Below are 17136 nucleotides of genomic sequence, written 5' to 3'. Positions count from 1 at the left end.
AAAATGGAATACAGAAAATTAGGTAATTCAGGATTGCAAGTTCCTGTTTTAAGTTTAGGCACAGGCACATTCGGAGGTACAAATGAGTTCTTCCAGCGTTGGGGGCAAACCAATGTAAAGGAAGCCTCACGGTTGATTGACATCTGTTTGGACAGGGGCATCAATTTCTTTGACACGGCAAACGTGTATTCGCAGGGTGCTTCTGAAGAAGTGCTTGGACAGGCTCTAAAAGGAAGACGTGATAAAACAATCATAGCTACCAAAGGCACATACACAATGGGCGATGGAGTGAACGAAAAAGGTTCATCACGTTTTCACATCCAAAATGCCATCCATGACAGTTTGAAACGTTTGGGTACGGATTATATTGATGTGTACTTTATGCACGGTTTCGATAGCCATACACCCATTGAAGAAACCTTGCGGACATTGGATAGCTTGGTAACAAGCGGAAAGGTAAGGTACATTGGCTGTTCCAATTTTGCTGCGTGGCAACTGATGAAATCGTTGTCCGTTTCCGAAAAACACAATCTGGAGAAATATGTCATTTATCAGGGTTACTACTCCTTAATCGGGCGTGATTATGAACAGGAGTTGATGCCTTTGATAAAAGACCAGGATATGGGCTTAATGGTGTGGAGCCCGCTCGGTTGGGGCAGGCTGACCGGAAAGATAAAGAGAAACCAACCGCTTGCCGAGGGGCGGATACAATCGGGCGGAGCCGTTGGCTCTCCACCTGTTGATGATGAATTTCTATATACGGTTGTGGATGCTTTGGAGCAGATAGCCAGCGAAACGGGCAAGACCATTTCGCAGGTTGCCATCAACTGGTTGGTACAGCAAGATACCGTTTCCAATATTGTCATCGGTGCGAGGAACGAACAACAACTGATAGAAAATTTGGATAGTGTCGGCTGGTCTTTATCGGCAGAACATCTTGCAGAATTGAATACCATTACAGCCCCAACGCTGATTTATCCGCATTGGGTTGGGGACAGGTAAATCGTTACAGGGCTATCGGAAAGTCTAAATATTATTCTTATGCTTAAATAGAACATTATTTAGGCTTTTTTATTTACAACCATTTCAAATCAACCGGATGGATAAATTTTATAATGAAACGCTACACAAACTGGAAACAACCATCAACGAGTTGGAAATTGAAGCCGATTACTCCTTACATCGGATAGAGGTTGTTATACACCTGATTGTAGAATGCTTGTCCGAAGTAAAAGCCTATGTCCTCAAAAGAGGGTTTAAAAATAACCATGAAGAAATCCGCTTTTTTAAATATCAAAAGCCTGCTATTGTTTCCAAACTCATTTACTACAATGCTATCTATAAAATAGAAACGAAGAAGCCAAATGAAACGAAAGCCCTGAAAAGATACCTTAATGTAGAATTGAAAAAACTAAAAAGGTTCTTTGACAACAACCTTGAATTTTATAAATATTACCGCACCAACAATTCTTTTCTTGATGAGAAGCTGTTTGTTCGGGGTAAGCACGATATTAAGCTAAGTCTTGACACCTTTTATTTTGAAGCCGACCATAGCTTTTCTACTTCACACGATTATAAGGTGGCAAAGATTATTGCCAATGACCTGATACAAGTCTATCTCGAAGACCAGCTTTACAGCACAACACAAGTAAATAAATCCTTAGACCTGCATAAGTTGAAATGGGCGGGCAGCAAAGCCGCCATGATAGAACTGATTTATGCGTTGCATTATCAGGGTGTTTTTGACAACGGCAACAGCGACATAAGGGCAATAGCCAAGTGTTTTGAAAGCACTTTTAATATTGACTTGGGCAATTTTTACCAAACCTATTTGGAATTGCGAACCCGGAAGATGAACCCAACCAAATTCCTCGATGCGCTCCGGGAGGGGCTTATCAGGAAAATGGATGAGCAGGACGGATAGAGGAAATTAAAGTGCTCTATGCTTTTTACCCCACTTTTCCAGTTCTTTGATAATTGGTTTCAGGTCATATCCAATCGGTGTCAGTTCGTATTCAACACGAGGGGGAACCTCGGCAAATACCGTCCGTTTTACGATGTTGTTTTCTTCCAGTTTTCGGAGTTGCAAAGTTAACATTCGCTCGGTGATGTTGGGTAAACATTTTTTCAGTTCTCCAAATCGGTGCTTTCCGTTTATCAGGTAACAGCAGATGGCTAATGACCATTGCCCGCCGATAATGTTGGAAGCATACACTTCCAAACAATCATTGGCTAAAGCCTGCTTGTTTGCATAGTTGGTAGATGTCTCTTTGATTTTTGCCATTACTTACATTTTTTATAGTACCATACAATTATTTGCTAACATGCAAATTTAATGTTTTGTCAACTATTTTTGTACAATAATTTTTAGTTTGAACAACGATATATGAAAACGTTAATAATAGTTATCCATCCCGATATAGAGCGTTCGGTAATTAATAAAAGGTGGATTGAAGAATTAAACAAGCATCCTGATAAATATGATGTTCACCACTTGCACAAGATCTATCCCGATGAACAAATTGATGTGTTAGCAGAACAGAAACTGATAGAACGATACGATAAAATTGTATTTCAGTTTCCTTTTTATTGGTTCAACTGCCCGCCATTCTTAAAGAAATGGCTGGATGATGTGCTTACCTATGGGTGGGCGTATGGAAGCAAAAGCGGTTATAAGGTTTCGGGAAAGAAAATCGCTTTGGCGATCTCTGTCGGAATAGATGAACACGAGTATAACACAACGGGAAAATACAAATACACTATGGCTGAACTGACCCGACCTTTTGAACTGACCTTTGAATATGTAAAAGCTGATTACAGAGGGTTCTTTGCCTATTATGGGATTGAGTTGAACAGCGAAAAGGAATGGATAGAAAGAAGCGTACCGTTGTATATGGATTTCCTGGACAAGGCTATAAAGCAGGCTATGTTATAATCGCTTATATCAAGGTTGTCCATTCCTGTACTTCTTTCCCCAATGTCGCAATATTGCCAACACATCTTCAAGGGTTTTTCCCTTCTTGCTGATACTGTATTCCACTTTTGGAGGAATTTCCTGGTAATCTTTACGGACAATAAGCCCATCATCTTGCAGTTCTTTGAGTTGCTTTATCAGCATTCGTTCCGTGATGTTAGGAAGTTTGTTTTTTATCTCCGAATACCGCAAAACTTCATTGTCCAGCAACGAAGCTAAGATACCCACTTTCCACCTGCCACCGATAACGGATAATGTGTAGAACATACCGCAGTTTTTTACCAGGTCTGTTTCGTTCAAAAAGTTGGTTGAGTTTTTCTTTCTCATAACACTATTGGTGGTACATACAATTTTGTAGGTACTTGTTTGCTGTAAAGGTATAAAATAATTTTGTCCGGTAGCAAAAACAAAATAGATATGGAACAAAAAGTATGGCTTATTACAGGCGTGTCCAAAGGTTTGGGCAGGGAAATCGCCAAACAGGTCGTTGGTAAAGGCGATATAGTTGTTGGAACTGTACGCAAAGAGGAAGACAAAGAAGCGTTTGAAAACAGTATAGATGCAAAGGCTCATCTCATCGATTTATCCCAAACCAATGAGATAACAACGTTCATTGAAGCAATCGTTCGGCAATACGGGCGGATTGATGTGTTGGTGAACAACGCAGGTTTCGGGGCATTCGGAATGATTGAAGAATTTGAAGAAAGCGAAGTAATCAATCAGTTCAATGTAAATGTGATTGCTGTTTGGAAACTTTGCCAATCCGTACTGCCCTCTATGAGAGCGAAACGCAAGGGAACGATTGTGCAAATATCCTCCCGGTTAGGCATTATGGCAGGAATTGGCAACGGTATTTATGCTTCGGGCAAGTTTGCCATAGAGGGAATGAGCGAGGCGTTGAGGCTGGAGGTTGAGCCGTTCGGTATAAAGGTATTGCTCGTTGAACCCGGAGCGTTGCGGACGGACTTCTTCGGAGCATCTGTCAGATACGCTAAAAATGAATTGCCTGTTTATACCGAAAAATTAGGGGATATCAGGACAAATACTAAAAACCTTAATGGTAAACAGCCCGGCAACCCCATCAAAGGAGCAGAGCTTATTATCAATGCCGTAAACACAGGTACAATCGGCTTCCGGCTCCCGCTTACTTCGGGAACAATCGAAACAATGAAAGCTAAAATCGCCGACCTGCAAAACTGCATAGCATTAACGGAAAGCACGGCATTGAGCGTGGATTATCAATAATTAAAAACAGACTATGAATTTTTCTTTTAAGACGATTGCCTATTGGTTATGTTACGCAGGGTATTTGTATATCATCGCACCATCAGCAATAAAAAAAGTCATACAACATTCCGGAATGATGCAAAGTATGCAGTCATTGGGCTTTGACAAAACTTGGACAATAGCCATCGGTATTGCCGAAACCGCAGGCGTATTGATAGTTTTGGCAGGATTATACAAATCACAATTCAGAACATTGGGCGTATTGCTTTTGTTCCCTTTTGCCATTGGAGCATTTACAACACACATGGCACACCAGGAGTATGAACGCTTTTACAGTTCGCTGATTTTCTGTTTTCTCTCTTTCATTTTATTGTGTTTGGATAAACGGGTATCGGTTAATCTTAAAACAATTGAATGAAAACCGAACGGACAAAAATAACAGCCGTAGCATCGTTGCTCACAAGTGCAGTCATCATCGGATTTTCGTACGTAGTGCTGAAAACAGGGCTAAAATATGCTTCGCCTTTTACGGTACTGATTGACAGGCTTGTGATTGCGGTGCTTGTTATCTTCCTTTTAAAGAAAACAGGTATAATAGCGATTGACGAAATAAGCAAAGGACAAAAGGTTACGCTGTTCTTTATCAGCTCATAAGCCTACATGCCCCCAATAGCTGCCCATGTGCTTTTGTAACATTTATATTATTATGTTTGGAATGCCTGAATAATGAAATACTTACCCACCTTTCCTCTGGAAGTTACACCGGACAACGGATTACCGTAATACAATCCTTTAGCAGAATGAAAAATCTAAGTTTACAGCAGACCGGTGTTGCCGTGATTCTGTCCCTTTAAGAGCTTTGGAGCCTTTAAGCTTTGTTCCGGATACCTTTTCCTGGACAGGGCCTTTTGTAGCTATGGCGTTTCTGTTCTCAATTCTGGATGGCAAACGGTACCTTATTAATGGTTGGGATAATGTTTTTAGCTTGTAACTTACTGGCTTGGGTTATCTTGGGGAAAATGGTGTTGACTTTGTAATTACCGACAATCAGTTTTTAAAATTAATAAAAGCCATGTAAAACCGATTGCCTCGAAAGTAAAGCAATCGGTTTTATCTTATCGAAAAACCAGAATTATCTTCCCGTTACCTGCAAATAGGTAGTCACAGCCAGTTTGTATTGTGTCTGGGCTTCAATAAGCTTATCTTCTGTTTCCTTCACCAATGCCTGAGCTTCCAGCAGATCGGATAAGATAACCACACCGCTGTTATAACCTGTCTGGTTTACCTTCAGGTTTTCTTCTGCCTGTACGGCTGTTTCTTTCAGGATAACTATATTTTTCCACGCTTCGTTGACGTCAGTCCAGGCTTTTTCCATTTGAAGGATAAGCAAGCCTTTGGTATCTTCAAAAGTATTGGCTGCTACCGTTTCTTTTATTTTGTGTTCCCGCAGGCTGTGCCTGCCTGCCCACAAGTCGGATATAGGAATGGAAACCGAAACATAAGCCAACCCGTTGGTATAGCTGTTGGCTCCCTTTTCCAACATATTCAGGTGATAACCGGCCAAGCCTACCGCTATGGCTGGCATGTACTCTCCTTGTTTCATCTTGGTCTGTAAGCGCGCGGCTTCTACCGATTTTTCCAATAATCTGTACTCGGTACGGTTGCTTAATGCCGACTGGTTGTCCGTATAATACTGATCGGGTGATTGCTTCACATTAATTACATCCTGTACCCTTAATGCCGGATCATAGGGAACGCCTATTGTCTGACAGAACTGCATGGTAACCAGTTTTTTACCGTTCATCAGCTTGTTTTTGTTGGCTTCCAGCTCGCTTTGTTTGATCTGCACTTTCAGCACATCGTTTTTGATAATCAGGCCTGCTCTAAAAGCGTCGTCCACCTGCTTACGTACATCATTGAGCAGCAGCTCATATTTTGCCAGCGTTTTTTCTTTCTCCTGCACGGATATAAGCTGCCAGTATTGCTGTTCGGTTTTGAGCAGCACCTCTTTTTCCGATAGTTCCCGTTGTTCTTCCTTAACATCCACGTTGAGCTGAGCCAGTTGATTGCCTGTATTTAACCTGCCCCCGGTATAAACAGGCTGGGCAATATTGAGAATACCTACGGCCATACGCTGAAGCATGTTCAGCTCCACTCCCGGAAAATAAGCAAACTCTGTTGCGGTAGCCAGATTGGCCGGATTGCCATCGTAAACCGGCAGGTTACCGCCTTCCATCTTGTATTCTATAAGGGGGTTGATGGCCTGCATCCCGAAGACATTGGCACTTACTTTCGGGAAATAGTTGGTGTAGGCATTCTTTTTAATTTCCCTTGCCACCTCAATTTCTGCAGTACTGTTTTTAATACCGATATTGTTCTTCAAAGCCAGTTCTCTACTCTGCTGTAATGTAAGGGTAGTCTGGCTGGTAGCGGTTACCGAAAGCGAGGTAACCGCTACCAGTATCATTATTTTTTTCATTTTAAGCATATTTTTTAATGAACATCTGGCGGTACATGACCGGCAGCATATATAAAGTGAGTATCATGGACACCAGCAGCCCGAAACATACGACCGAACCCAACGGTCCCCAAAGGGTAGAGCCGCTGGCGATCATCGGCACCACACCGATTGCCGCAGCAAATGAAGTTAGGAAGATCGGACGCATCCGGCGTTTGCCTGCGGCTATAGCGACATCGGCAAGGGGCATTCCATGCCGGGTTCGTAGTTCCTCCGCATAATCGATCAGGATGATACCGTTCCGCACCACGATACCCATCAGGCTCATTATACCAAGGAAGGAGGTAAGCCCGAAAGGATAGCCCGTAACAACCAGCCCGATAGCGGCTCCTAATAAGCTCAATGGCATGGTCATCATTACCAGGAATACCAGTTTTGGATTTTTGAACTGGAAAAGGATGATGAAGAAAATAAGCATAACACCTGCAAACAGGGCTTTAGCTAAGGGAATGTAATTTTCCACTTCGCTTTCTTCTTCCCCTCCGTACTTCAGCTCCACGTTATTGCCCAGGTCCAGTTTTTTGATTTCCTCTTTCACTTCGCCTGACACCTTGTAAGGCAATACGCCACGTTTCACATCGGCACGGACTGTGATGGTTCGTGTTCCGTTTCTCCGTATAATCTGCCCTTCGCTCCAGTCATTATCCAGCTCAGCCACCTGTCTTACTGGTACGGAGCTTCCTGCCATCGGTGAGGTTACATTCTGATTGGCAATATCGTCAAAGTCATTCCGTTTATCCGGCTCATTCATCAGCTTGACGGACACCGGATAGTCGCCTTCCCAGATCGTACCGATAGGCATACCCGAAATACCTGCGGCCAGCGATGTGGCTACAATGCCTTTGGTCAGGCCCAGACGGTTGGCCACCTCGTCATTTACCTGCACCTGTACACCTTGCCGCGGGTTCAGGTAATCGGTTCTTGCCCAGATGATGTGCTCATTTTGCTGCATCACGGTTTTTACTTTCTGTGCAGCTGCTTTCAGCGAATCCTTATTGTCGCCACTGAGCCTTACTTCAATCGGTGCGGAGGTGGATAGCAGGTCCAGTTGCTTCATCCTGACATACGCATTCGGAAAAATACCGCTGTACTTCGCTTCGTATTCATCCAGTATGGCCAGTGCATCATCTGACGTATGCGTATTGACTACCAATTGGGCATAATTCTTTGACGGGAAATTAGGGGCATACGTAGTGTGAAAGCGGGGTGAGCTCGTGCCTACAAAAGCAGCTACATTGACTACCCGATTGTCTGCCATCAGCATGGTTTCCAGGCTATCCGATACCCATGCCGTCTGTTCCAGCGTAGCTCCTTCGGGAAGGTATATTTCCACCGCAAACTGGTTGCGTTCTACTTTCGGAAACAACTGACGGGGCACTGTTGCCAGCATAACACCTCCTAATACGACAGAAGCCAACCCCAGTGCAATGGTAGTTTTGGGAAACTTAAACGCCCATTCCAATGTGCGGTCGTAAAATTCCTGTACCCTGTCAAGCAGCGACTTTTTGCCGGGTTTTTCATCCTCCTTTTTAATGCCCTTTTTGATAAACACATAGCTCATATAAGGAACCAAAAGACAGGCTATCAGCAAAGAAGCGATAAGGGCTACCCCAATAGTAACAGGCAGTGAACCTACAAAGTCACCCACCATTCCGTCCAGGAAGAATACCATCGGTACATAAGTGGCTATAATGGCCATGGTAGCCGAGAATACCGGTACAAACAATTCTTTAGCACTTTTCCAGGCTGCATCCCAGGGGTTTTCGTCGTGGTCTAATTTCTCTACGTGTCCGTCCAGCACTACAATGGCATTATCTACCACCATACCCAACACCACGATCAGTCCGGCAAGTGATACGGTGTGCAATTCCACACCCAAAACATACAGCACGCCAATGGTAATAAATATCGAGATCGGAATCGTAGCTCCTGCAACGGCTGCTACACGGAAGGGGAGCAAAAGCATGGTAACGATAATTACAGCAAAAATTGCAATCGCAAATTCTTTCAGGAAGTGGGTAATGGAATGGTCTACCGCTGCCGGCATATCTGCAATTTTATCTACCTGAATATCGGGAGAGATTTTTCCTTTCAATATTTCCAGCGACGCATCCACTTTTTTCCCGAAATCAACGATGTTATTGCCCGGCTGCATTTCCAGTGAAATCAGCAGGCTGTTGGCTCCGTTGTTTTTAATGTACGAATCGGGTTTGGGATATTCCCTGACCACCCTTGCCACATCTTTCACCCGGATCACATTGCCCAGAGGGTCGATATAGACGATCTGGTTTTTGATATCCGCTTCGGAATTATAGGTAGCCGGAATATGTATGGGTGTGATCTGTTCGCCATTATCGAGTACGCCGCCATAATAAACCGCTCCTTCCAACTGTGCGGCGGCCAGTATGCTCATGGGTTTTACGCCATATTGGGCCAGCTTGTCATTGTCCGGGTAAATGGTGATCTGCTCGCCCACCAGTCCGTAATTCTTCACTTTTGAAACCTCTTCAATTTTGCGTAATTCGGTTTCGATAGTCTTTAATTCCCGATCTAACTCTTTGTACGTTTTGCTATCGGATTGTACAGATAATAATATGGCAGAAGTATTTCCGAAGTCATTGTTGGCCATCAGAGCCAGCACCTGCGGCGGTACCTGTAGCTTGACCTCATTCAAGCCGAATTTTATTTTGTCCCAAAACGCATTGGGGTCTTTGACATTGGCATTGACTTCCACGAATACAATGAGCGTTCCTTCTTTGGAAATGGAATAGGTCTTTTCACGGTTAACCTCTTCAAATCCATACAGGAAACTTTCCACTTTGGTGGCTAATTGTTCTTCTACCTGCTCCGATGTGGCACCTGGATAGACCCCGATGATCAGCCCCTGGCGGATGGTGAACTCCGGAAATTCATTCCTGGGCATGACCATCAGCGAAAACACACCGAACAATACCAATATAGAAGTGATGATAAGGACTATCTGCTTGTGCTTCATAGCCAGCTCTATGATATTGAAATTCTTCTTTTCCATTAGTTATTGATGATGTTAACGAGTGACTGATCATTCAGTTTCTGTTGACCGGAAATGATGATTGGCACTCCATCCCGGATGTCTCCTTGAACCAAAACTTTATTTCCGATCAATGCAACGGTCTGTACAGGCGTTTTCACCGCTTTGTTATCCTTGATGGTATACACAAATTGCTGCCTGTTCACGTCTTCCTGTAATGCTCTGTTGGAGACCAGGATGCCGGTACGGTTATTATTGGTTTCCGTATTTACGGAACAGATCATGCCTGGTTTAAGGCTTTTTTCGCTATTCTGTACTTCAATTTTTACAGGATAAGTATGCGAAAGCATATCTGCCGAAACACCGATTTCTTTTACTGTACCGGTTACCGTCTGGTCAATGGCAGCAAAATAGATTTGTGCGAAAGCTCCTTTACGGAAGTTGTTGACCTCATTCTCCGATACGGGTATTTTTACATATACTGATTGAATATTGAGCAGATCAATGGCAGGAGAGCCGGGTATTACATTCATTCCGGGCTGAATGTATTTTTTGCCGATTGTTCCGCTTACCGGAGCATACAGGTTACAGTCGGCAATACTTTTCTGTGCAATAGCTACGACGGCTTTCGCTTGAGCTACACCGGTTTCCACTTCCACCCATTTGATTTCGGGAAGCGTGCCGTTCTCCTTCATGGGTTTCATCCGGTGGTACGCATCTTCGGCCTGCTGTAAACTCGCTAAAGCCATCTGGTGACTGTTTTGAGCGGTGGTTGCATTGATACGCCCTAACAATTGGCCTTTGGAAACGGACTGCCCTTCTTCCACCAAAACCTCCGTGACCGTCCCCATTCCTGCGAAGCTGAGCACCGTAGTTTTTTGAGCTTCCACTACGCCCGAATAGCGGGAAGTAATGTTGCCGCTGTAGATAGCGGCCTGCTCTGCCTGAACATTGACCGCCTTATCAGTGCTGACAGATTCAGTACTTTTTTTTTGTGAACATCCGGCAAGTACGATCAGACCTGCCATAGCTAAATAATAACTTCCTGGTTTCATTTTTCAATTTAATTTATTCATGACACGAATAGACCATTTTCGTTTTTTGGTCTATTTTTATTTCAAAAAAAATGCTCTGGAAAGCATCTTATAAATTTGTATTATTTTCCTATTCCCTGAGTAAGCATATGAACCAGCATTTCGGCTTTATTTTCCAGTGTTTTGTGTTTACCCTGTGTTACGATTTCCAGCTCCACACCACGGACACAGGTTACCAAAAGTTCGCTTAATACCTCAATTTCAACTTTGATATCTGCTTTGAATGTATCATTTTCCACTCCGAAGTTCAGGATAGACGCTATTAAGTTTTTTTCCTCTCCGTCATACCTGCTTCTCAGTTTTGAGAAAAGCTCGTTGATCTTTGTAGTCTGGAGATCTGTTTCAATGGCGAAACGATAAAGGTTTATCTTACTTCGGAGTACTTTGATCTTGGTCACAATATAGGATTTCAGCATATCTGAAGCGTTTTTCTGGTCGTTCACCGCTTTTTTTACGGAGTGAAACAGCTCATCCATTTCCAGGTTGATCACCGCATCAAAAATTTCTTCTTTGCTTTTGAAATAATAATAGAGAGTGCTTTTACCTTTTCCTGCTTGTTTGGCAATATCCTCCATTGTGGTCTTGTTCAGACCATATTTTTGCATCAAAACCTTAGCTGCATCTATGATGTTTTGTTCAACTATTTCGTCTTTTTCCATAATACAAATAGACTAATTTCGTATTTTGTTCGACAAAAGTACAGTGAATTTTCAAATTGTGCAAATTTGGGAGAAAAAATTCTAACACATTAATAAGCTGCCCCTACTGGTTTTTTACTGATTATTGATAGAGGGTTGCCGTTAAAAATTATGTGATACTTTACATTCCCTCATATTGAAACATTTAGCACAACATGCCATTTTTCATTCTCATTGTTTAAGAAAATATTATATTTCCCCTGGTATAGGAGGTCAAGTCTTCTCCTGACATTGTCTTTCTGAACAAGGGATATTCGTACAAAATTCAGCTTGTCATCATCGTGGGAAACGTATTTAAAGGCATTTTTAACAAATGGCAGAAACAGCAGTGGGGCTACTTTTACTTCCATTATATCAACGCTTATGTGCAAATCGATATTGATATTAGCATCACTTCTAAGTCTTTGGATGGCAACGTAGCTCTCCAGGTAAGCTGCTGATTGGAAATAAAATGAGGGAGATCAGACAATCAAAGAAGATTTCGATAGAAACACTGGCTAATACCAGTGGTATGGATTATTCTCAATTGGCAAGAATGGAAACAGGCCAGGTTAATTTTACTGTATCATACCTTTTCAGGGTTGCAGAAGCGTTAGGCGTTACGCCAAAAGATTTATTGCCTTAATCCCAACCAACTACGAACCTCATATAGCTGAGCCTAATTATATTTCCAAACAAACTAAACCAAACTTCATTTTATTATCTTAGCTAAAGAAATCAGGTAATTATGGCTATTTCAGGCAATGTTTTGCAAATGTTTTACCTCAATAAAAAAAACCTTACACAACTGATTAATAATCAGCAATGTAAGGCTTCTGTTTGTGACCCGGATTGAACTGACAAAATAGCATAGGGAAGCATTTGATTACACTCTAAAGCATTCATTTAGAGAAATTAACAAATTATTAAAAAGTAATCGAGTGCATCAAAAAGTAAATGAATAACGGAAATGTTGTCCCCGTTGTTGTCCCCATTTACTGGTACGATGTGTGATAAATCCCATGTAAAAATTATGGCAAGTTCTATTAAATTAACATTACGAAAAGACAAATTAAACAATCAGGGGTTAGCCCCTATCCACTTTAGAATCACTAAAAATAGAAAGTCGAGCTACATATCTTCAGGGCAATATATTAAGGAATCGGAGTGGGATATAAAAAACAAAAGGGTCAAAACCAATCATAAAAATTCAGGCCGCTTAAACGCCTTACTAAGCGCAAAAATGACAGAACTACATGCACAGTTGTTAGAAGCAGAAACTCAGCAAAAAATTCCAACTGCCAAAGGGTTGAAGCATGAAATATTTGGGAAGCCGCCAGTGGATTTTTTTGAATATGCTACTAATATAAACGTAAAAAATTATACGGCTGGAAAAATTGGCACTTATGATAAAAATAAAGCTATAATTAAAAAGCTTAAAGAGTATAATAAAAACCAGACACTGGCACTTACGGATATAACTCCTCCATTTTTAGAAAAATATGAGGTATATCTTAGGGGCTTAGGAAATAAAACGAATACCATTCACAAGGATATGAAGTATATCCGTAAAATATTCAATGATGCGTACCGGGAGGAATTGATTGAGCATAAGGATATCCCTTTCCGTATTTATAAACTAAAAACGGAAAAAACTACCAGAAGCTACCTGACCGATGAGGAGGTATTAGCGATTGAAAAACTAAAATTAAATGATGGTTCAAAAATTTCTTTGCACAGGGATATGTTTGTGTTTGCATGTTACGCTGCGGGATTAAGAGTTTCAGATGTTCTGATGCTAAGATGGAAAGATTATGACGGGACTTATTTGCACACCACATCCAGAAAAACTAAAACACAACTTTCAATAAAACTTCCGGCAAAAGCAGTTGAAATTTTAAGTAACTATCAACACCCCAATGTAACGCCCAACGACTATATTTTTCCAGTATTAGACAGAAATTTAGATATTAGCAATCCTGTAGCAGTAGACGGGGCTATTAGCAGGGCTACAGCTTATATTAATAAAAAACTAAAAAGTATTGCGAAAAAGGCAGAAATAGAAAAGCCGTTATCGTTTCATGTCAGTAGGCATTCATTTGCTACTAGAGCTTTAACAAAAGGGATAGCAATTGATAAGGTGGGAAGATTGTTAGGGCATCAGAATTTGGCTGTAACGCAGATATATGCAAAAATTGTAAGCAGCGAATTAGATAAAGCTATGTCAGTTTTTGATTAATTGGTATAATATTTGATAAGAAAAAATGGATTTAAAAAATTGGTAATCATAGGGGTTACCTTTTTAAAATTTAAATATTAAGAACAAATGAAAATGAATATGTAAAAATAAAACAAACATCGAAAAAGCGGTAAAAACTCTGCTTTATTCGTAAACTAAAATATAGATGCTTGGCGAAACTAACCGTTTATATGCCTTCCAAGCTTTTAAAAGGTAAACGGGTTGAAAGAAATATAGTTCGAATACTGAACGATTCGCAAATGAATATTTGCTTCTAAATATGCTTGAATCGGGCATGTCTCCATCTTGGGCCTTTTCAGTAGGGCTGCATTTAATTAATTTTTGCGGGAAGAAGAGTATTAGGATGTGAAGTACTTTTCAAAGAGAATGAATGCTTAAACCGGAAACGGATTGAGCGGGATTACCATTTCTATTAAGGAAACTACACGTTAGTTCATTTTAATTGGAGTGGATTTTTATTTTTTAAAATTTAAAAATGGAATATGGAAATAAATGATATAAAAATTCAATTGGATGCAATTATAGCAAGGCTGGCAAAGCTGGAAAATCACGAGCTCCAAACATATACATCGGAGGAAGTATGCAAGATTCTACGAATATCGAAGAGGACACTTCAATCCTTGAGGGATGAAGGGCAAATTGGTTTTTGCCAAAACAATAATACAATACGTTATACAAGATCGCACATTGAGCAATATTTTAAGCGATATGATATATCAACGCAAAAATCAGGGGTTATAACGATGCACAGGAAAAAAAGTGCGTAAGAAGAAAGAATATTCATTAATACTTATTGAAATTTTTATGAAAAAAAGATTAGTAAAAAGCAAAAATAAGCAAAACGGTTAGAACCGTTGCTATACAATGCTTTATAAAATAGTAGTCTTGGTTTGGAACTCGGTGTCTGATAGGTTTTGGGCTTAAAACGACAAGGTTAGGTTACTAATTCGTTACCGATTGACAAAGGTAATAGTATATCTTAACTGATTATATTTCAGTGTTTTGCACCCTTTTTTATATTCCCTTGTAACTCAATGTAATTTAATTTTAAACATTAAACATTTGAGTTATGGAGCAGACAAAAAAATCGACGTTCAAACTGCTTTTCTATTTGAAAAAGAACGAACTGAAAAAGAATGGTAACGCCCCGATTATGGCACGTATTACCATTGATGGAACAGCTAAAACTTTGGGAACAAAGTTAGAAATTGACCCTAACAATTGGGATTTAAAATATGGAAGAGTTGAGGGCAAGAGTGCCACAGCTTTGAGCATTAACAAAAAACTTGACAACATACGTGGGCGTATCGACAAGATATACGAAGATATGCTGAAGCACGAGGGCTTTGCAACCGCACAGAAAGTAAAACTTTCGTTTTTGGGTGTGGGTGTAATGGATGATGCCATATTGAAAGTCTTCAACGACCAAAATGAAGATTTTAAAAAATTGGTCGAAAAAGAAGAACGGTCTGGAAGCACCTATAATAAGTACATCACAGTTTACAACCATCTTAGCACGTTTATAAAAGAACGCTATCATCGTGATGATATGGCTTTTCGAGAATTGACTGCCGATTTTATCCGTGAGTTTGATTTTTACCTCCGGTACGATTTACAGTGTGCACATAATACGGTTTGGGTTTACACAATGCCTGTATTAAGTCTGGTGGAGTTAGCTATTAAGAAAGGCTTGATACGTGATAATCCGTTTCAGGATTACGAAATTAGTATGGAAGAAACCGACAGGGGTTATATTCTAAAAGAAGACGTAGAAAAATTGATGATGTGTATGCCGTCACACCCACGGTACGAACTTGTAAAAGACCTGTTTATTTTCAGTTGTTTCACCGGGCTTGCTTATGCGGATATTAAAAAACTGACAAGGAACAATATTCAATCTTTCTTTGACGGTCATCAGTGGATTATCAGCAGGAGAAAGAAATCAGATGTTGCTTCCAATGTTCGGTTAATGGAAATCCCGAAACGCATCATTGAAAAGTATCAGGGTGCAACCCGTAATGAATTTATCTTTCCGGTTCCGACCAATGCGACCTGCAATACTCACGTAGGTAAATTGATTGGAAAAGCAGAAATTATTACAGAACAAAAAGTAACCTTTCATACGGCAAGACATACTTTTGGAACAATGTTCTTGAACGAGGGTGTACCACTTGAAAGTTTAAGCAAAATGATGGGGCATAAAAACATTTCCACTACACAAATTTATGCAAAAATTACCAGCCAGAAAATCAGCAAGGATATGGATTTGGTAACACCGAAATTCAAGGCAATGGAAGAAGCATTTTTAACGGTAGCTATTTAATTAAATCCAACACAACTTAATAGAACAGAGCTTGACAGCTCTGTTTTTTTTGCCCAAACTTTTTGATAGCCAAAGCACATTTACCACTTTCCTATTCCCTCACTGTAAAAGAGCTTTTCGGCTACTTCTGAAACAGCCATTTGAAAAATTCCCTACCTACGCTACTACCATTTACATCATTTTTAAAATCCCTGGTAAGGTGGCTCTCAAAGCCACACGGTAAAAAAATATTTATCAATTCAGCTAATTGGAAGTGTTATTTCAAATCACTACGAACCGTTTTCCAATGCCATCTTCTTAGGCTTCCACAATAGTTTTTATCCAAAGTGCCGTATGCTTTTTTGTCCCATTTCAAGAGCAAAGGTATTTCCGTGTTCTTAACGCCGCCAAAAGGTCACGCAAGTTTGGAAAAAAATCTCCACCCCTTGGGTAGTATTTGTTTTCCAAAACCTTGTGTCGGCTAAACACGAACCTTTTATGCTCGTGAAACGAAACATAGCATACTCCGGCTCTTTAGACGAATAAAAAAAATGTCAGATACGAAGATTAAAAGCATTGAAAATGGTAATGAAACGAAACAGCACCTCCTCTCATTGCCGAATAAATCAAAAAAAATCAAATCGAAATCAATAACTAAAAATCAAAGAAGATGAACATCACAGGAAGACTGACAAGAAATGCGGAAGTACGCACATTGTCGAACGAAAAACAGGTAGTAAACTTTTCAGTAGCGGTAAACGACAGCTATCGGAACAAGCAGGGCGAACGAGTAGAGCAAACCACCTACTTCGATTGTGCCTATTGGATAAGTGCAAACGTGGCAAGGCTACTGACAAAAGGCACTTTGGTAGAACTCACAGGGCGTGTAAGTCCGAGAGCGTGGGTAAACAAGGACGGAGAAGCAAGGGCAGGTCTGAATTTCCATACTTCACAAATCAAACTGCACGGAGGTGGCAACAGAGCCGAAACCGTACAGGCTACTGCACAATCTGAAAGCAACGGATTTACAGCAGAGGGAACAGAGGACGACCTACCATTCTAAAACAACAATTC

At 40.8% G+C, this 17136-nt stretch carries 17 protein-coding genes; 11 read left to right on the top strand and 6 right to left on the bottom strand.

Going from position 1 to position 17136, the window contains the following annotated elements:
- Positions 1 to 3 precede the first annotated feature (3 nt).
- Positions 4 to 1002 carry an aldo/keto reductase gene (locus ACYVBM_RS10595; protein ID WP_460685625.1) on the top strand — a complete coding sequence of 333 codons (999 nt, stop codon included), beginning with the start codon at positions 4 to 6 and terminating at the stop codon, positions 1000 to 1002.
- 97 nt (positions 1003 to 1099) lie between these two features.
- Positions 1100 to 1924 carry an RteC domain-containing protein gene (locus ACYVBM_RS10590; protein WP_460685624.1) on the top strand — a complete coding sequence of 275 codons (825 nt, stop codon included), beginning with the start codon at positions 1100 to 1102 and terminating at the stop codon, positions 1922 to 1924.
- 6 nt (positions 1925 to 1930) lie between these two features.
- Here ACYVBM_RS10590 and ACYVBM_RS10585 read toward each other — a convergent pair whose 3' ends face one another.
- Positions 1931 to 2284, bottom strand: a complete 354-nt coding sequence (locus ACYVBM_RS10585; protein ID WP_460685623.1) for a winged helix-turn-helix transcriptional regulator — start codon at positions 2282 to 2284, stop codon at positions 1931 to 1933.
- A 102-nt stretch (positions 2285 to 2386) separates the two neighbouring features.
- Here ACYVBM_RS10585 and ACYVBM_RS10580 point away from each other — a divergent pair, with 102 nt between their 5' ends.
- Entirely contained in the window at positions 2387 to 2935 is a 549-nt protein-coding gene (locus ACYVBM_RS10580) for an NAD(P)H-dependent oxidoreductase (RefSeq protein WP_460685622.1), read from the top strand.
- A gap of 9 nt (positions 2936 to 2944) precedes the next feature.
- Here ACYVBM_RS10580 and ACYVBM_RS10575 read toward each other — a convergent pair whose 3' ends face one another.
- A complete protein-coding gene (locus ACYVBM_RS10575) occupies positions 2945 to 3301 on the bottom strand; it encodes a winged helix-turn-helix transcriptional regulator (protein WP_460685621.1) in 357 nt (118 codons plus the stop codon).
- A gap of 90 nt (positions 3302 to 3391) precedes the next feature.
- Here ACYVBM_RS10575 and ACYVBM_RS10570 point away from each other — a divergent pair, with 90 nt between their 5' ends.
- From ACYVBM_RS10570 to ACYVBM_RS10560, 3 genes are read left to right on the top strand one after another with little or no spacing between them, the layout of a single operon-like run.
- Positions 3392 to 4219, top strand: coding sequence for an SDR family NAD(P)-dependent oxidoreductase (locus ACYVBM_RS10570; protein WP_460685620.1), 828 nt, complete (start codon positions 3392 to 3394; stop codon positions 4217 to 4219).
- Between the two features lie 13 nt (positions 4220 to 4232).
- The gene (locus ACYVBM_RS10565) at positions 4233 to 4619 is read left to right on the top strand and encodes a DoxX family protein (RefSeq protein ID WP_460685619.1); all 387 of its coding nucleotides are present in this window, start codon (positions 4233 to 4235) and stop codon (positions 4617 to 4619) included.
- Positions 4616 to 4855 carry a hypothetical protein gene (locus ACYVBM_RS10560; RefSeq protein WP_460685618.1) on the top strand — a complete coding sequence of 80 codons (240 nt, stop codon included), beginning with the start codon at positions 4616 to 4618 and terminating at the stop codon, positions 4853 to 4855. The genes ACYVBM_RS10565 and ACYVBM_RS10560 overlap by 4 nt, the downstream gene beginning before the upstream one ends.
- Positions 4856 to 5333: 478 nt before the next feature.
- On the opposite strand, the gene ACYVBM_RS10555 is transcribed toward ACYVBM_RS10560, so the two are convergent.
- The 4 genes from ACYVBM_RS10555 to ACYVBM_RS10540 form a co-directional block, all read right to left on the bottom strand.
- The gene (locus ACYVBM_RS10555; RefSeq protein ID WP_460685617.1) at positions 5334 to 6680 is read right to left on the bottom strand and encodes a TolC family protein; all 1347 of its coding nucleotides are present in this window, start codon (positions 6678 to 6680) and stop codon (positions 5334 to 5336) included.
- 1 nt (position 6681) lies between these two features.
- Positions 6682 to 9750 (bottom strand): efflux RND transporter permease subunit, encoded by a 3069-nt coding sequence (locus tag ACYVBM_RS10550; protein WP_460685616.1) that lies wholly within the window; start codon positions 9748 to 9750, stop codon positions 6682 to 6684.
- Entirely contained in the window at positions 9750 to 10784 is a 1035-nt protein-coding gene (locus ACYVBM_RS10545) for an efflux RND transporter periplasmic adaptor subunit (protein ID WP_460685615.1), read from the bottom strand. The genes ACYVBM_RS10550 and ACYVBM_RS10545 overlap by 1 nt, the downstream gene beginning before the upstream one ends.
- Positions 10785 to 10885: 101 nt before the next feature.
- Positions 10886 to 11482: a TetR/AcrR family transcriptional regulator gene (locus ACYVBM_RS10540; protein ID WP_460685614.1), complete on the bottom strand. Its 597-nt coding sequence runs from the start codon at positions 11480 to 11482 to the stop codon at positions 10886 to 10888.
- A 490-nt stretch (positions 11483 to 11972) separates the two neighbouring features.
- Here ACYVBM_RS10540 and ACYVBM_RS10535 point away from each other — a divergent pair, with 490 nt between their 5' ends.
- The 5 genes from ACYVBM_RS10535 to ACYVBM_RS10515 all read left to right on the top strand — a co-directional run bounded on the left by ACYVBM_RS10535 (position 11973) and on the right by ACYVBM_RS10515 (position 17125).
- Positions 11973 to 12146, top strand: a complete 174-nt coding sequence (locus ACYVBM_RS10535) for a helix-turn-helix domain-containing protein (RefSeq protein WP_460685613.1) — start codon at positions 11973 to 11975, stop codon at positions 12144 to 12146.
- A gap of 387 nt (positions 12147 to 12533) precedes the next feature.
- The gene (locus tag ACYVBM_RS10530; RefSeq protein ID WP_460685612.1) at positions 12534 to 13739 is read left to right on the top strand and encodes a tyrosine-type recombinase/integrase; all 1206 of its coding nucleotides are present in this window, start codon (positions 12534 to 12536) and stop codon (positions 13737 to 13739) included.
- 503 nt (positions 13740 to 14242) lie between these two features.
- The gene (locus ACYVBM_RS10525; RefSeq protein WP_460685611.1) at positions 14243 to 14527 is read left to right on the top strand and encodes a helix-turn-helix domain-containing protein; all 285 of its coding nucleotides are present in this window, start codon (positions 14243 to 14245) and stop codon (positions 14525 to 14527) included.
- Between the two features lie 302 nt (positions 14528 to 14829).
- Complete coding sequence (locus ACYVBM_RS10520; protein WP_460685610.1) at positions 14830 to 16083, top strand: site-specific integrase; 1254 nt, start codon at positions 14830 to 14832, stop codon at positions 16081 to 16083.
- Between the two features lie 649 nt (positions 16084 to 16732).
- Positions 16733 to 17125 (top strand): single-stranded DNA-binding protein, encoded by a 393-nt coding sequence (locus tag ACYVBM_RS10515; RefSeq protein ID WP_460685609.1) that lies wholly within the window; start codon positions 16733 to 16735, stop codon positions 17123 to 17125.
- Positions 17126 to 17136 lie beyond the last annotated feature (11 nt).

Source organism: Niabella aquatica (assembly GCF_054779315.1).
The sequence above is the reverse complement of the archived record's forward strand: the minus strand, read 5'-3'. Positions and strand labels throughout refer to the sequence as shown.

Coding starts and splice junctions, on each gene's coding strand:
- ACYVBM_RS10595 (WP_460685625.1), top strand. CDS start 4: ATGGAATACAGAAAATTAGGTAATTCAGGATTGCAAGTTCCTGTTTTA.
- ACYVBM_RS10590 (WP_460685624.1), top strand. CDS start 1,100: ATGGATAAATTTTATAATGAAACGCTACACAAACTGGAAACAACCATC.
- ACYVBM_RS10585 (WP_460685623.1), bottom strand. CDS start 2,284: ATGGCAAAAATCAAAGAGACATCTACCAACTATGCAAACAAGCAGGCT.
- ACYVBM_RS10580 (WP_460685622.1), top strand. CDS start 2,387: ATGAAAACGTTAATAATAGTTATCCATCCCGATATAGAGCGTTCGGTA.
- ACYVBM_RS10575 (WP_460685621.1), bottom strand. CDS start 3,301: ATGAGAAAGAAAAACTCAACCAACTTTTTGAACGAAACAGACCTGGTA.
- ACYVBM_RS10570 (WP_460685620.1), top strand. CDS start 3,392: ATGGAACAAAAAGTATGGCTTATTACAGGCGTGTCCAAAGGTTTGGGC.
- ACYVBM_RS10565 (WP_460685619.1), top strand. CDS start 4,233: ATGAATTTTTCTTTTAAGACGATTGCCTATTGGTTATGTTACGCAGGG.
- ACYVBM_RS10560 (WP_460685618.1), top strand. CDS start 4,616: ATGAAAACCGAACGGACAAAAATAACAGCCGTAGCATCGTTGCTCACA.
- ACYVBM_RS10555 (WP_460685617.1), bottom strand. CDS start 6,680: ATGAAAAAAATAATGATACTGGTAGCGGTTACCTCGCTTTCGGTAACC.
- ACYVBM_RS10550 (WP_460685616.1), bottom strand. CDS start 9,750: ATGGAAAAGAAGAATTTCAATATCATAGAGCTGGCTATGAAGCACAAG.
- ACYVBM_RS10545 (WP_460685615.1), bottom strand. CDS start 10,784: ATGAAACCAGGAAGTTATTATTTAGCTATGGCAGGTCTGATCGTACTT.
- ACYVBM_RS10540 (WP_460685614.1), bottom strand. CDS start 11,482: ATGGAAAAAGACGAAATAGTTGAACAAAACATCATAGATGCAGCTAAG.
- ACYVBM_RS10535 (WP_460685613.1), top strand. CDS start 11,973: ATGAGGGAGATCAGACAATCAAAGAAGATTTCGATAGAAACACTGGCT.
- ACYVBM_RS10530 (WP_460685612.1), top strand. CDS start 12,534: ATGGCAAGTTCTATTAAATTAACATTACGAAAAGACAAATTAAACAAT.
- ACYVBM_RS10525 (WP_460685611.1), top strand. CDS start 14,243: ATGGAAATAAATGATATAAAAATTCAATTGGATGCAATTATAGCAAGG.
- ACYVBM_RS10520 (WP_460685610.1), top strand. CDS start 14,830: ATGGAGCAGACAAAAAAATCGACGTTCAAACTGCTTTTCTATTTGAAA.
- ACYVBM_RS10515 (WP_460685609.1), top strand. CDS start 16,733: ATGAACATCACAGGAAGACTGACAAGAAATGCGGAAGTACGCACATTG.